Here is a 13,844-nt window from a genome sequence, read left to right as displayed (position 1 = left end):
CTCCGCGTAAGGAATCTTGGCGATCGGCCGCAACATGATTACTCCCGGTCTGGTCGACATGCAGGTCAATGGCTTCGCCGGCGTCGATTTCAACTCGGGGACCCTGACGGCGGCGGAACTCGACGAAGCGCTGGAGGCCCTCCTGGCGTGCGGCGTGACAGCGTGCCTGCCGACGATCATCACGGCAAGGCCGGACGAATTGTCGGCGCGGTTCAGCGCTCTCGACAAGGCTGTCTCCGAAAGCCGCCTCGGTCCCCTCATGTGCCCCGGCTATCATCTGGAAGGTCCGTTCCTCAATCCCGCCCCGGGTTATTCCGGATGCCATCCCGCCTCGGCGATGACCGCTGCGGATCCTGCGCTCATTGAGCGTCTGCAGTCGCTGCTCAAGCGCCCGATCCTTTTGACGACGCTGGCACCCGAAGTGGAAGGTGGCATTGCTTTCATACGGGCCATGAACCGGCACAACATTCTTGTTTCGATCGGCCACTCGGCTTGCGGTTTTGAGCTCGTGGCGCAGGCCGCGGCGGCTGGCGCTGTCCTTTCCACCCATCTCGGCAACGGGCTGCCGCAAACCTTGCCGAAACTGGACAATACCCTGTTTGCCCAACTGGCCGAAGACCGTCTCGCCGCGACATTCATCGCCGACGGGATTCACGTTCCGCCAGGCGCGTTGAAATCGCTGGTCCGGGCAAAAGGGCCGGACCGGTCGGTCCTGGTTACCGATGCCGTTTCGGCGGCCGGTGCGCCGCACGGGTCTTACGAATTTGCCGGAATGCGGGTCGAGAGCCGCGCCGATGGCTCGGTCCGCGTTCCTGGCGGCATCGGGCTCGCCGGGTCGGCGCTGCGACTGGACGACGCCGTGCGCAACCTGGTGCGCTGGGGCATCGCCGGTTTCGCACAGGCTGTCGATATGGCCTCGGCAAATGTGATGGCGCTGCTGCAGCCGGTGCTGGACGCGCATGGCCTTCGCGTGCCCGCCAGCGAGATCGAGTGGGCGCCCGACATGACCATCACCCATGCGCGCGTCGGAGAAGAAGAACGCGAATACGACCGGCAAACGACAAAATGGGAAGGAAGACAACCATGACTGCTCGTGAACTCAAGGTGAATCGCCGCACCATCCTTGGCGGCATTGGCGGTACATTCCTCGCCGGCACGACGCGGGCCTGGGCGCAGTCACCCAAATTGCCGGCATCGCCGGTCGTCATTTCGGTGATGGACGTGGGCGGCGCGCTGGCGCTTTCGCAGCCGGCCTTCGAAAACTACGCCAAGAAATATCCCGAGCGCACCGAACGGATCGCCTTCACCAAGGCGCCGGTGACCGAGCTTGCCGGAAAGCTGCGCGCGCAGCAAGAAGCCAACCGCGTCGATATCGACATGGTGCTGACCGGCTCCGACGGTCTGGCGGCAGGCCTAGCCAACGGCACATGGATCAAGATTCTGCCTGATTTCAACGACAAGTTTCCCAAAATCGAGGACAATTACGAACCGGCCGCACTGGCCCTGCACAAGAAGCAGGGCGCGGGATATGGCGTTGTCGTCAACTACTATCCTTCCGGCCCGCTGATCGAATACGCCCCTGAGCGGGTGAAGGAGGTTCCCGGCTCGGTCGAGGAGCTGCTAGCCTGGGCCAAGGCCAATCCGGGCCGCTTCATGTATGCGCGGCCCACCAATTCCGGCCCTGGCCGCACATTCATGATGGGTCTCCCCTACCTGCTCGGCGACAAGGATCCGCAGGATCCCGTCGACGGCTGGGAGAAGACGTGGGGTTATCTGGCAGAGATCGGCCAGTATATCGACTATTATCCCGCGGGCACCGGCGTCACCATGACGGAATTCGGGGAAGGCAGCCGCGACATCATCATTTCGACCACGGGATGGGATATCAATCCACGTGCCCTCGGCATCGTGCCGGAATCGGCAAGGATCGGCACGCTCAAGGGCTTCCATTGGGTTTCGGACGCCTTTTTCATGTGCGTTCCGAAAGGCATTTCCGACGACAAGCTCGCCGTGGTGCTTGATCTGATGGCATTTTTGCTTACGCCCGAAGCGCAGGCTTATTCCTACGATGAGGGCTATCTCTACCCCGGCCCGGCGGTGAAGAACGTGCCTGTCTCCATGGCGCCGCAGCACAGCCAGGACATCGTCAAACGTTTCGGCAGGGACGAGTATGCCAGCCTCATCGCCGACAACCCGATCGAACTGCCGCTGCCGCCGGAAAAGATGATCGCCGCCTTCCGAAGAAGTGGGACGAATTGGTCGGCGCAAAGAAATCCTGATGCTTCGCCAAAGGCCGGCCGCGTCGAGGGGCTGGCACTAGGATAGTGCAGCATGCCAGGCACCGGCCTGACGCGGCCTGTCCGCGACGGGACCTTCAGCGCAGCGGGGCGTCATTTGTGTTGCATTCGATACTGATAGACTAATATATCATTCGTCTGGGAGAGCCGGGATGAAAGCGCGGAGATACCGCTCTTTCAAGAAAATAAATGAGGAGGACGACAATGTTCACGATTTCACGCCGCCAGGCGCTCGGCGCATTGGCGGGGTTTGCAGCGCTGCCCTTTGGCAGGTCATTCGCCGACGAGCTTGCCCTGCCCACTTCGCCGGTGGCGCTCAACATCATTGACGTCGCGGGCAATCTGCAGCTTACCCAGGCGGCAATCGAGAAATTCGGCAAGGAAAATCCGGGGCTCGTCTCCAAGATCACGTTCTCGCGCGCGCCGTCCCCCGAACTGCCGGCCAAGCTCGCCGCGCAGCAGGCGGCCAACCGGGTCGACATCGACCTGGTGCTGACGGGTCCGGGTGCCATGTCGGACGGCATCACCCAGGGCCTGTGGATCGACGTGTGGACGAAATATCCCACTGTGCTGCCCAAGGCTGAGGACGTCTATCTCGACAGCGCCTTGATGATGCAGAAGAACTTCGGCCAGAACGAAGGTGTCGCCGTCGTCTATTCGCCGTCGGGCCCACTCTTCGAATATGCGCCGGACAGGGTCAAGACCATTCCCAGGAACACCGACGAACTGCTGGCGTGGGTGAAGGCCAATCCCGGCAAATTCTGTTATGCGCGGCCGGTCAATTCGGGACCGGGCTGGACCTTCCTGATGGCCATGCCCTACATCCTCGGCGACAAAAATCCTTCCGATCCCATCAATGGCTGGGAGAAGACCTGGGCCTATCTGAAGGCGCTGGATGAAGGCATCGATTACTATCCCTCCGGCACCACCGTGACGATGAAGGAGCTGGCCGAGGGCACCCGCGACATGATCGTTTCCACCTTCGGCTGGGACATCAACCCGCGCGTGTTGGGCATAGTGCCGAAGGAGATCGAGACGTTTGCACTCGAAGGCACGCATTGGGTGCCCGATACGCAGTTCATGTGCATTCCCAAGGGCGTCGCCGAGGAAAAGGTCGCGGTTCTGGTCAAGCTCATGGCCTTCATGCTCGAACCCGCGCAGCAGGCCTACACCTACGACAAGGGCTATTTCTATCCCGGCCCGGCGGTCAAGGGCGTACCGCTCAGCGCCGCGCCGCAGGAAAGCCAGGACGCCATCGCAGAGTTCGGCCGCCCACAATATGAAGAGCTGATCAGGAAGTTCCCGGTCGAAGCGCCGTTAAAGCCGGAAGCACTGGTCGCCGCCTTCGAGAAATGGGACCGCGAGGTCGGTGCCAACAAGATGAAATAGCGGACCAATGCGATTTGCCGTGATCGGCATCGATCATCGTCACGTCTATGACCTGATCGGTGGGCTTCTGGATGCCGGCGCCGAGTGCGCCGGCTACGATCCCGCGACGACCGATCCCAAGGTTGCCGCCGGCATCGCCGAGCGTTTTCCACGGATCGCGCCGGTCGAACGACGGCGCCTGATCGAGGATCCCGCCATCGACCTCGTCGTTACCGCGGCTGTCCCCTCCGACCGGGCCGCCATTGCCGTCGAGGCCATGCGGCATGGCAAGGACGTGCTTGCGGACAAGCCCGGCCTGACCACGTTCGAGCAGCTTGCCGCCGTGCGGCAGACCGTGCGTGAGACGGGACGCATCTTTTCGATCTGCTTTTCGGAGCGCCTCCTGACCCGAGCCTCGACGCTGGCGACGCAGCTGGCGATGGAGGGCGCCATCGGCGAAGTCATCCATGTGACGGGCCTGGGGCCGCACCGGCTCAACCGTGCGCTACGCCCGGCGTGGTTTTTCGATCCCGTGAATTACGGCGGCATCCTGGTCGATATCGCCTCGCACCAAATTGATCAGTTCCTGTTCTATACTGGCTGCGCCGACGCGAATGTCGTTTCAAGTGCGGTCGGCCATTTTGGCGCTCCTGACATTCCGGCATTCCAGGATTTCGGCGACATCCTCCTGCGGGGAGACAAAGCGAGCGGCTATATCCGCGTCGACTGGTTCACCGCCGACGGGCTGCCGACCTGGGGGGATGGACGGCTCATCCTGCTCGGCACCAAGGGCACGATCGAACTTAGGAAATATGTCGACATAGCCGGCAAACCTGGCACGGACCACGTATTCCTCGTCGATGGCCAGGGCACGCGCCATTTCGATGCGTCGGGCGAAAAGATATCCTATTTCGAGCGCCTGCTTGCCGACATGTGCGAGCGTACCGAAACGGCGATGACGCAGGAGCATGTCTTCACGGTCTGCCGGCTGGCGCTCGAGGCGCAGGCGGCGGCGGTCGTCGTGACGGGGCAGGAAAGGAACGCGCGATGAGCAGGCTACGCGTCGCCATGATCGGCTTGGGTCCGGCGGCGTTGCCGCATGCGAAGAGCCTCGTCGATCTTGCTGGCAGGATCGAGGTGAAATGGGCGGCCAGCCGCAGCCAGGCGACGGCAGAAGCCTTTGCCGACCAGTTTTCCTTTCCCGTGACGACCGATATTGCGGCCGCGATTGCCGATCCCGAGGTTCAGGCGGTAATGGTGCTGACGCCGGCCAACGCGCATCTGGCGGTGGCCGAGCTGGCCCTTGCCGCCGGCAAGCACGTGCTCGTCGAAAAGCCGCTCGAAACGACGCTGGCCCGCGCCGAGAAGCTGGTCACGCTGGCCCGCGGGGCCGGCCTGCGCCTCGGCGTCGTCCTGCAGCACCGTTTCCGGCCGGCCAGCCTGCGGCTGCGCCAGGTGCTGGCTTCCGGCGCCATCGGCACCGTCGAGGCGGCCAGCCTTCGGGTTCCGTGGTGGCGTCCGCAGGCCTACTACGACACCGGCGGCCGCGGCAGCTTCGCGCGGGACGGGGGCGGCGTGCTGTTGTCGCAGGCCATCCACGCCATCGACCTTTTCCGCTCTCTGCTGGGAGAGATCGAGGTGGTGGCTTCGCAGGTGCGGACGACCGGTCTGCACCGGATGGAGGCTGAGGATTACGTCACCGCCTTGATGCGGCTCGGCAACGGCTCGCCGGCCTCGCTGCTCGCCACTACGGCGGCCTATCCGGGCTCGCCTGAAACCATGGAGCTTGTCGGCTCGCTCGGCACGGCCACGCTGACCGGCGGGGCGCTGAGCGTCGACTGGCTCGACGGGCGCGAAGAGCGCGTCGAGGCGGAGGGGAAGACAGGCAGCGGCGCAGCCATCATGGACTTCCCCCATGACGCGCACCGTGCGCTGATTGACGATTTCGCCGATGCGATTTCGCAAGACCGCGATCCAGTCGTGACGGGTGAGGAGGCGCTCCAGACACAGCGCCTGATCGCAGCCCTCATCCGTGCGGATCCGGCCAGCAACCAACCCGTATAAGAGCGCTTCCTTCGAACCTCGAACGCTCCAGGATTCCTGGAGAGTGGCTTTCCGCCGCCATCATGCGGCGGAAAGAAAGCCTGTTTCAGGCGGAGGCGGGCTGCTGCTTTGCCCGCGCTACAATCTGCGTCGGATTGACGAAGCGCAGTGCGATCAGCAGCCAGACCAGCGTCGTTATCATATACACCACGGCCATCGCGTCGATCGACTGCACCGCGCGCACGCCCGAGGCGAAGACAGAATAGTACAGCGCCACGACGAGCGTCTGGCTGGTCGGCCCGGCCGTCAGGAAGGTCAGTTCGAACATGCCGATGGTACGCACCAGCACCAGCAGCAGAGCCGCCAAGATGCCCGGCATCAGCATCGGCAGCAGAACATGGAGAAAGAGCTGGAACGTGTTGGCGCCGAAGACGCGCGCGGCCGCCTCGATCTTGGGATCGATCTGCTCGATGAAGGGGATCATCACCAGGATGACGAAAGGAACCGTCGGCACGAGATTGGCCAGCACCACGCCCCAGAATGTGCCGCCGACCCCCGACTGATAGAGCACGGTGGCCAGCGGGATGCCGAAGGTGATCGGCGGCACCAGAAGCGGCAGCAGGAACAGAAGCATGATCAGCTTCTTGCCGGGAAAATCGCGCCGCGCCAGCGCATAGGCCGCCGTCACGCCGAGCAGGCCTGAAAGCGCGACCACGGTGAAGGCGATCTGGAAGGTTACGATCAGGATATCGTGCAGCTGGAATTCCGCCCAGGCGGCGAAATACCAGCGGGTGGTGAAGCCGGCAGGAATCCATGTGCCCAGCCAGCGCGTGCCGAAGGACGACAGGATGACCGTGGCAATCATCGCCGCGAGGTTGAGTACGAAGAAACCCACCACCACCCAGATGGCGGTGATCCAGAGCTTGGCGGCGATGGTTGTGTCGCGGATCATGTCAGCCCTTTCCGCCTGCGGTGCTGCCACGATAGAACAGGTTGCGCAGCATCAGGATGGCGACGACGATGACCAACTGCACACCGGCCATGATCATCGCGATTGCCGAGGCCATCGAGTAGTCATATTGCTCGAAGGCGGCCTGGTAGGCTGCAATCGAGATGACGCGGGTCGGCCCGGCCGGCGCACCGAGCAGAACCGCCGACGGAAAGACGGCGAAGGCCTGTACGAACGAAAGCAGGAAGGCGATGGCCAGGCCGGGGATCAGCAGCGGCAGGAACACATAGCGGAACCGCTGCCAGGAGCGCGCGCCGTGGGTCGCCGCCGCCTGTTCCAGTGCCGGATCGATGCCTGTCACGTAGGAAAGCGTCAAAAGGAACGTGAACGGGAAACCGGTGATGATCAGCGACGCGAAAACACCCCAGTAATTGTTGGTGAGTTTCACGGGACTGCCGATGACGCCGAACAACATCAGCGTGCGGCTGAACCAGCCCTGCGGTCCCAGATAGTTGAGCAGGCCTTCCGCCACCAGCACCGTGCCGAGCGTTACCGGCAGCACGAGGATGGTGGTCAGCATGCGCTGGTGCGTCATCAGGCGAACGCGAAATGCGATGGGCAGCGCCAGCGCCAGGCTGATAACGGTGACCGGCACCGCCAGCCACAGCGTGGTGGCAATGGTGTTGTAGAGGAACGGGTCGGAGAAGAAACGCTGGTAGTTGGCGAGGAGCCCCCCTTCCTTCGGCTGGAAGGACAGGAGCAGGCCGTAGACAAAGGGATAGACGAAGATCGCCAGCGTAAACAAGGCGGCCGGAAGCACCAGAAGGGTGACGCCGTCGATCCCGTGCAAGGCCAGCCGCTGGCGCAGAGAAGGAGAGGGCGTATGATCGAGCGTCGACATCGCCATCCTCAGGCCGCGTAGATCAGGGCATGGGCAGAATCGATCGAGAGCGAAACCGTGTTCCCGACCGACGCGGCCTGGCTGGCATGGAAAATCAGCTCGAGGCCGCCCTCGGTGCGTGCCGTGCCGACGAATTCCCGGCCGCGATACTCGATGGTTTCGACCTTCGCATCGAGCGTCCCGACGCCCTTGTCGCTCACGGTGACATCGTCCGGCCTGGCGGCGATCACGGCGTGCGCGCCAACCGCGAGATCGTCGCGCACTCTGCCCGAAAGGCTGACGCCGCCGACTTCGACCGTGGCAATGTCGCCGTCGCGCCGGGTGACCATGCCGGTTAGCCGGTTGCGGTAGCCCATGAATTCGGCGACGTCGAGATGGTCCGGGCTCTCATAGAGGTCCCGCGGAGCGCCGACCTGCCGGATTCGGCCATCGCGCAGCACGACTATGCGGTCGGCAAGCGACAAGGCCTCATCCTGGTCATGCGTCACATAAAGGGTGGTGGCCCCGAGCTGGTTGTGGATGCGCCGGATTTCCGCACGCATCTCGATGCGCAATTTCGCGTCGAGGTTGGAGAGCGGCTCGTCCATCAGCACCAGCGGCGGCTCGATGACGATGGCGCGGGCGATGGCGACCCGCTGCTGCTGACCGCCTGACAGTTGACCCGGCAGCTTGTGGCCCTGCGTTTCCAGCCGCACCAGTCCCAGCGCCTCGTCGACGCGTTGCGTGATCTCGGTCTTGGGCGTGCCGCGCATCTTCAGGCCGAAGCCGATATTGGCTTTGACGGTCATATGCGGGAACAGCGCATAGTTCTGGAAGACCATGCCGAAGCCGCGGTCTTCCGGCTTAAGCTGGTCGATACGCTTGTCGTCGAGATAGATGCTGCCGCCCGTGGTGGAAAGCAGTCCGGCGATGCAGTTCAGGGCGGTCGACTTGCCGCAGCCCGAAGGTCCGAGCAGGGCGATGAATTCCCCCTTGCGCACGGTCAGCGAAACGTCACTCAGCGCGCTCATACTGCCGAATTTTCGACTCATATGATCGAGGCGGAGTTCGTCGAATTTCGACGAGGCGAGCAGCATCCGTTCGTAGCCCCATTGTTGTAGGCGAACCGGGCGGCATGCCCGGTTCCTATTATGCGCTGAAACTCAAAGGTTTGTCATTTCGCGGCGGCGGCGACCTGTTCGTCCCAGGTTCGGAATGCCGTGACCATCGAAGCTGGCTCCAGCGGCAGTTCGATCGGATTGTTGGCGATCAGGTCGGCATATTCGGTGCGGCCGAATTCGGCGATCGCATCCTGGCTTTCCTGCGGCGCCATGTCGAGGGTGACATCCTTGACCGCCGGGCCCGGATAGAAATAGCCCTCGTCATAGGTATAGGCCTGCTGCTTAGGCGTCAGCAGGAATGCCATCAGGTCCTTGAGCACGGCCAGTTTTTCGTCGCTGACCCCTTTCGGCACGCACATGTAATGGGCGTCGGCGACCCAATGGAAGCCTTTCAGCGCCCCAACCTTGGCTTCCTTCGGCACGACGCCGAGAACGCGCGGGTTGATGTCCCAGCCAGTCGTCGACACCGTCATGTCGCGCGTGCCTTCGCCGAGTTCCTTCATCAGCGCACCGGTGCCGGTCGGATAATATTCGATGTATTTGTGCAGTTCCTTAAGATAGGCCCAGGTCTTGTCCCAGCCCTTGACCGGATCCTTCGGATCGCTGTCGCCGAGCAGATAGGGAAGACCCATCAGGAAGGTGCGGCCGGGGCCGGAATTGGCCGGGCGCGCATAGAGGAACCGGTTCGGGTTCTCCTTGGCCCACGCCAGAAGCTCCTCCGCCGTGGTCGGCACCGTCTTGACCTTGTCGGGCATGTATTCGAGCAGCGGCCCGGACGGGTAGTAGGTGACGACGACGCCGTGGTCCTTGGCCAGCGTCTGCATCCGCGCTGCCGGCTCCTGATAGATATCGGCCAGCTTCGGCAAGGCGCCCGAATCGTCAGGAAGCAGCTTGACCCACAGGTCCATCTCGAGGCCTGCCGACAGCGCATCCGTTCCGGTAAGCACGAGGTCGATATCGACGCGGTTCGCCGCCTGCTGCGCCTTGATCTTGCCGGGAAGCTCGGGGGCGGGCGCCTTGGTGAAGACGATGTTCGAGATCAGTTCCGGCTTGGCCGTCTTGTAATTCTCGATCGCCTTCTGGGTTAGCGCCAGATTGCCGGCGACATCGACGATATTGATGGTGACGGGCGCGGTCGGCAGCTTGGCGGTCTGGGCAAACGCGCGCGCAACCGGAAGCGCCGCCATGCCGGCTAATCCGCCGACCGCCTGTCGCCGAGTGATCTTGATCATCTTCATCTCCTCCGCTGGTCCTGTCTTGTCCGGCAGGATTTCAATTTTGATATATTAATCTACCAGTCATCAAAAACAACCGCTTTCTGCTCCGTGCATGAACCGCTGCGCCAATCATGCCACGGTGGCTGCGGCGCCGTCGTTCAAAAGATCGGTCAATACGGTTCCCAGGCTTGCGAAATGGGCTCGGCCGGGAGATCGGTGCCGAGGACCTGCTTCAGCCGCAGGAAGACGGCGGCCAGTTGGGCAGCCAAGCCGATCTTTGCGGTCCGCGCGCCCGATCCCGGCCGGCAGGTCACCCAGGTCCGATTGAAAAGCCGCTGCGCCATGGTCAGAGCCTATAGGCTTTCTTGGCCAGGCGGTAGGCGAGATCGTGCGCCACTTCCTGCGCCTCGTCCTCGTCGAGCCGGTGGTCAGCCACCAATTCCGCGAGAAAATTGCAGTCGACGCGGCGCGCCATGTCGTGCCGCGCGGGGATCGAACAGAAGGCACGGGTGTCGTCGTTGAAGCCCACCGTGTTATAGAGGCCGGCTGTCTCCGTGGTAAGCTTGCGAAACCGGTACATGCCTTCGGGGCTGTCGAAAAACCACCAGGGCGGGCCGAGGCGCAGCGCCGGATAATGCCCGGCAAGCGGCGCAAGCTCGCGCCCATAGGCCGTCTCGTCCAGTGTGAACAGGATCAATGTCAGGCGCGTGTCGTTGCCGAACGCGTCGAGGAGCGGCTTGAGGTCGTGGACATAATCGGTGCCGGTGGGAATGTCTGCGCCCTTGTCGAAGCCGAACTCGGCGAAAATCTGCGGGTTGTGGTTGCGGAAAGAGCCGGGATGGATTTGCATGACCAAGCCGTCCTCGACGCTCATGCGCGCCATTTCGGTCAGCATTTGCGCGCGGAACAGGTCGGCATCCTCGGGCGAAACATCGGCCTTCAGCACCCGGTTGAACAGAGCCGTTGCTTCCGCCTTCGACAGGTCGGCGGTGCGGGCATTCGGATGGCCGTGGTCGGTGGACGTCGCGCCGCGCTGCTTGAAATATGCACGGCGGATTCGGTGCGCCTCAAGATAGCCGGGATAGCTGGCCGGCGTTCCGGCCAACGCCAGGAACCGCTCCACCTCGGCATGGAAACCCTTGCGCGAAGGGTCGACGACGGCGTCTGGCCGGTAGGCTGGCACAACCCGGCCGTCCCATCCGGAAGCCTTGATCGCATCATGCGCGGCAAGCGCATCGGTGGCGGCGTCCGTCGTTGAGATGGCTTCGATGTTGAAACGCTTGTAGAGCGCGCGCGGGCGCATCTCCGGCCGCTCGAGCTGTTCGGCGATGCGGTCATAAAGAAGGTCGGCATTCTTCGCGCCGAGCCGCTCTTCGATTCCGAAGACCGTTGCCAGCGAATGCTCGAACCACAGCCGCGTCGGCGTGCCGCGGAAAAGGGCGTAGTTCTCGGCGAAGCGGCGCCAGATCTTGCGAGGATCGGTTTCGATCGGCCCCCCATCCAGCCGCGGGACGCCGAAATCTTCCATGCGCATTCCCTGGGAATAGAACATGCGCAAAATGTAGTGGTCGGGCTTGACGAACAGCGTGGCCGGATCCGGGAACGGCAGGTCATACGCATACCAATCCGGCTCGGTATGGCCGTGCGGGGAGATGATCGGCAAGGCACGCACGCCTTCATAGAGGCGCCTGGCGATGGAACGGACGGTAGGGTCAGGCGAAAAAAGCCTGTCGGGATGGAGCGGCATTGCAAAATCCTTGCGGTCGAGCCGCGAAAGCGGCGTTCGGAAGGGAGGGGCGATTGAATGCGCGCGATCATAATTTGGGATGAAGCGGCGTTCCGATGTTGGCGAACAGTAAGGAATAATATATTAATATGTCAACTGATTGAAGATCGGGGATTGAGAAATGACATCAGCAAAGGCGCATGCGGGCATTGCGGGCTCCGACCGCGACGCCGCCCCCGTTCGAACGAAGATGCGTCGGCCGGGCATCGTGCGTACGACGGCTGCGTCCGCAGTATACCGCGAACTGCACGAGGCGATCGTATCCATGCAGCTTAAGCCCGGCAACGCCTTGAATGAAAAGGTGCTGACCGAGCGTTTCGGTGTCAGCCGCACGCCGGTGCGCGAGGCGTTGATTCGCCTAGTCGAAGACGGGCTGGTCAATATCTATCCCCAGTCGGGAACCTTCGTCGCGCCGATACCGATCTCGCTCATTCCTGAAGCCGTCGTCATCCGTAAGGCGCTGGAAGGCGCCACGGTCGAAAAGGCCGCGCAATGCGCAAACGGCGACGATGTGGGAAAGCTCGACGACATATTGGCGCGGCAGCGGTTCCTTGCCGAACGACAGGACATGAACGGCTTTCACGAGGCCGACGAGGCCTTTCACGAGGCGATTGCCCGAATAGCCAGCTATTCCGGCATCTGGAACTATCTGAAGCCGGTCAAGGTGCAGATCGACCGGGCGCGGCGCATGACGCTGCCCGCGCTTGGCCGCATGGACCATGTGATCGGCGAGCATACGGTCATCCGCAACGCCATAGCGGTGCATGACGTGAAGGCTGCCTGTGAAGCCATGCGAATCCATTTGGGCGCTGTCATTCCCGATGTCGAGCAACTGCGCGACGCCTACCCCGACTGGTTTATTTGAGCCGACCAGCCCTGAAATAGTTGGAGAAATGACGAATGCGCGAGGCATGGAGATGGTTTGGGCCGGATGCGGGGGTTCCGCTCGATGCGGTGCGTCAGGCCGGCGCCACCGATATCGTATCGGCGTTGCACGAAGTCCCGATCGGGCGTGCCTGGACGAAGGCGGAGGTGGCGACGCGCAAGGCGATGATCGAGGATACGCCGTCCGACCGCTCGCCGCTTGTCTGGTCGGTCGTTGAAAGCATACCGGTCCCCGACGCTGTCAAGCGTCACGGCGGCGAGGCGAAAGCCGAGATCGAGGCCTGGATCGCCAGCATGGAAGCGGTTGCGGCCAACGGCATCCATATCATCTGTTTCAATTTCATGCCCCTGGTGGACTGGACCCGCACCGATCTCGATTACGAACTGCCAAGCGGCGCGACCGCGATGCGTTTCGACCAGGACCGGTTTGCAGCCTTCGACCTCCACATCCTGCAGCGCAGGGGAGCCGAAGCCGATTATTCGAACGAGGACCGCGAGCGGGCGAAAGCTGTTTTCGAGGCGATGAGCGAAGAGGAGGCCGCGACCCTCGTCGCCAACATCGCCAGTGCGCTGCCGGGCTCGACCACGGAGCCGTTGACGGTCCCGCAGTTTCGCGACCGGCTGGAGCGTTATGCTGGCATCGATGCCGCCCGGCTGCGCCACCATCTCACCGAATTCCTGGCGGCGATCGCGCCCGCCGCAGAGAGCAGCGGCGTCCGGCTTGCGCTGCATCCGGACGATCCGCCCCGCTCGCTCTTTGGTCTGCCGCGGGTGGCCTCGACCGCCGCCGACTACAACGCGCTCTTCGAGGCAGTTCCGTCGCCGGCCGTCGGCATGTGCTTTTGCACCGGAAGCCTTGGCGTGCGCGCCGACAACGATCTTCCGGCGATGGCGAAGCACTTCGCGTCGCGCATCCCCTTCGCACATTTGCGGGCGACCAAGCGCGAAGGCGATGGCCGCACCTTCCATGAAGCGGCGCATCTGGACGGCGACGTGGACATGGTTGCGGTACTGCGCGAATTGTTGGCCGAAGACGGCAAACGGGAACCGCACGACACCATCGTCTTCCGCTCCGACCACGGCCACCGCATGCTGGATGATCTCACAAAAACGGTGAATCCCGGCTATCCGGCGATAGGTCGCCTGCGCGGTCTGGCGCGCGGCGTGATCCACGCGCTCCAGTCGAAGGGTTGACAGCGCGGCAATGCCTACCGTGATCGGCGCGGCTTCGGTCCGCCTGCGCCGATCCTGCCCTATCCCTGACGTCGGTCGGCATTAGGTCGGTTTCCGCCTGTGGA

13 protein-coding genes are annotated in these 13,844 nt (G+C 63.1%); 7 read left to right on the top strand and 6 right to left on the bottom strand.

All coding sequences use genetic code 11. The features are described 5' to 3' along the window. The first annotated feature begins 34 nt into the window (after window positions 1-34). The 5 genes from FJ973_RS23975 (at window position 35) to FJ973_RS23955 (ending at window position 5,729) form a co-directional block, all read left to right on the top strand. Window positions 35-1,087 carry an N-acetylglucosamine-6-phosphate deacetylase gene (locus FJ973_RS23975; RefSeq protein WP_140558032.1) on the top strand — a complete coding sequence of 351 codons (1,053 nt, stop codon included), beginning with the start codon at window positions 35-37 and terminating at the stop codon, window positions 1,085-1,087. Beyond that, entirely contained in the window at window positions 1,084-2,325 is a 1,242-nt protein-coding gene (locus FJ973_RS23970; RefSeq protein WP_140558030.1) for an extracellular solute-binding protein, read from the top strand. Before FJ973_RS23975 ends, FJ973_RS23970 begins: the two co-directional genes overlap by 4 nt. A 176-nt stretch (window positions 2,326-2,501) precedes the next feature. Next, window positions 2,502-3,686, top strand: a complete 1,185-nt coding sequence (locus FJ973_RS23965; RefSeq protein ID WP_140558028.1) for an extracellular solute-binding protein — start codon at window positions 2,502-2,504, stop codon at window positions 3,684-3,686. Between the two features lie 7 nt (window positions 3,687-3,693). Next, window positions 3,694-4,716 (top strand): Gfo/Idh/MocA family oxidoreductase, encoded by a 1,023-nt coding sequence (locus FJ973_RS23960; RefSeq protein WP_140558027.1) that lies wholly within the window; start codon window positions 3,694-3,696, stop codon window positions 4,714-4,716. Next, the gene (locus tag FJ973_RS23955; RefSeq protein ID WP_140558025.1) at window positions 4,713-5,729 is read left to right on the top strand and encodes a Gfo/Idh/MocA family oxidoreductase; all 1,017 of its coding nucleotides are present in this window, start codon (window positions 4,713-4,715) and stop codon (window positions 5,727-5,729) included. Before FJ973_RS23960 ends, FJ973_RS23955 begins: the two co-directional genes overlap by 4 nt. An 85-nt stretch (window positions 5,730-5,814) precedes the next feature. On the opposite strand, the gene FJ973_RS23950 is transcribed toward FJ973_RS23955, so the two are convergent. The 6 genes from FJ973_RS23950 to uxaC all read right to left on the bottom strand — a co-directional run bounded on the left by FJ973_RS23950 (window position 5,815) and on the right by uxaC (window position 11,622). Further along, a complete protein-coding gene (locus FJ973_RS23950; RefSeq protein ID WP_140513473.1) occupies window positions 5,815-6,660 on the bottom strand; it encodes an ABC transporter permease subunit in 846 nt (281 codons plus the stop codon). Window position 6,661: 1 nt separating this feature from the next. After that, window positions 6,662-7,558 (bottom strand): sugar ABC transporter permease, encoded by an 897-nt coding sequence (locus FJ973_RS23945; protein ID WP_140558023.1) that lies wholly within the window; start codon window positions 7,556-7,558, stop codon window positions 6,662-6,664. 8 nt (window positions 7,559-7,566) lie between these two features. Further along, window positions 7,567-8,634: an ABC transporter ATP-binding protein gene (locus FJ973_RS23940; protein WP_140558022.1), complete on the bottom strand. Its 1,068-nt coding sequence runs from the start codon at window positions 8,632-8,634 to the stop codon at window positions 7,567-7,569. Between the two features lie 77 nt (window positions 8,635-8,711). Further along, window positions 8,712-9,887: an extracellular solute-binding protein gene (locus FJ973_RS23935; protein WP_140513571.1), complete on the bottom strand. Its 1,176-nt coding sequence runs from the start codon at window positions 9,885-9,887 to the stop codon at window positions 8,712-8,714. A 158-nt stretch (window positions 9,888-10,045) separates the two neighbouring features. Further along, window positions 10,046-10,219 (bottom strand): hypothetical protein, encoded by a 174-nt coding sequence (locus FJ973_RS31020; protein WP_181165373.1) that lies wholly within the window; start codon window positions 10,217-10,219, stop codon window positions 10,046-10,048. A 2-nt stretch (window positions 10,220-10,221) separates the two neighbouring features. Continuing rightward, complete coding sequence (uxaC, locus tag FJ973_RS23930; protein ID WP_140558020.1) at window positions 10,222-11,622, bottom strand: glucuronate isomerase; 1,401 nt, start codon at window positions 11,620-11,622, stop codon at window positions 10,222-10,224. Between the two features lie 229 nt (window positions 11,623-11,851). Between uxaC and FJ973_RS23925 the strand changes: the two genes are divergently transcribed. Together FJ973_RS23925 and uxuA are read left to right on the top strand one after the other, a co-directional pair. Beyond that, window positions 11,852-12,526, top strand: a complete 675-nt coding sequence (locus FJ973_RS23925; RefSeq protein ID WP_140558072.1) for a GntR family transcriptional regulator — start codon at window positions 11,852-11,854, stop codon at window positions 12,524-12,526. Window positions 12,527-12,561: 35 nt separating this feature from the next. Continuing rightward, window positions 12,562-13,740 carry a mannonate dehydratase gene (uxuA, locus tag FJ973_RS23920; protein ID WP_140558018.1) on the top strand — a complete coding sequence of 393 codons (1,179 nt, stop codon included), beginning with the start codon at window positions 12,562-12,564 and terminating at the stop codon, window positions 13,738-13,740. The last annotated feature ends 104 nt before the right edge of the window (window positions 13,741-13,844 follow it).

The organism is Mesorhizobium sp. B2-1-3 (assembly GCF_006442495.1).
Classification (GTDB): Bacteria; Pseudomonadota; Alphaproteobacteria; order Rhizobiales; family Rhizobiaceae; genus Mesorhizobium.
This window is presented reverse-complemented; position numbering and strand designations above follow the sequence as displayed.

Excerpts from the sequence above, each read along its gene's own strand:
- FJ973_RS23970 (WP_140558030.1), top strand. The coding sequence starts at position 1,084 with ATGACTGCTCGTGAACTCAAGGTGAATCGCCGCACCATCCTTGGCGGC.
- FJ973_RS31020 (WP_181165373.1), bottom strand. The coding sequence starts at position 10,219 with ATGGCGCAGCGGCTTTTCAATCGGACCTGGGTGACCTGCCGGCCGGGA.
- FJ973_RS23965 (WP_140558028.1), top strand. The coding sequence starts at position 2,502 with ATGTTCACGATTTCACGCCGCCAGGCGCTCGGCGCATTGGCGGGGTTT.
- FJ973_RS23925 (WP_140558072.1), top strand. The coding sequence starts at position 11,852 with ATGCGTCGGCCGGGCATCGTGCGTACGACGGCTGCGTCCGCAGTATAC.
- FJ973_RS23940 (WP_140558022.1), bottom strand. The coding sequence starts at position 8,634 with ATGCTGCTCGCCTCGTCGAAATTCGACGAACTCCGCCTCGATCATATG.
- FJ973_RS23960 (WP_140558027.1), top strand. The coding sequence starts at position 3,694 with ATGCGATTTGCCGTGATCGGCATCGATCATCGTCACGTCTATGACCTG.
- FJ973_RS23950 (WP_140513473.1), bottom strand. The coding sequence starts at position 6,660 with ATGATCCGCGACACAACCATCGCCGCCAAGCTCTGGATCACCGCCATC.
- FJ973_RS23975 (WP_140558032.1), top strand. The coding sequence starts at position 35 with ATGATTACTCCCGGTCTGGTCGACATGCAGGTCAATGGCTTCGCCGGC.
- FJ973_RS23955 (WP_140558025.1), top strand. The coding sequence starts at position 4,713 with ATGAGCAGGCTACGCGTCGCCATGATCGGCTTGGGTCCGGCGGCGTTG.
- FJ973_RS23945 (WP_140558023.1), bottom strand. The coding sequence starts at position 7,558 with ATGTCGACGCTCGATCATACGCCCTCTCCTTCTCTGCGCCAGCGGCTG.
- uxuA (WP_140558018.1), top strand. The coding sequence starts at position 12,562 with ATGCGCGAGGCATGGAGATGGTTTGGGCCGGATGCGGGGGTTCCGCTC.
- uxaC (WP_140558020.1), bottom strand. The coding sequence starts at position 11,622 with ATGCCGCTCCATCCCGACAGGCTTTTTTCGCCTGACCCTACCGTCCGT.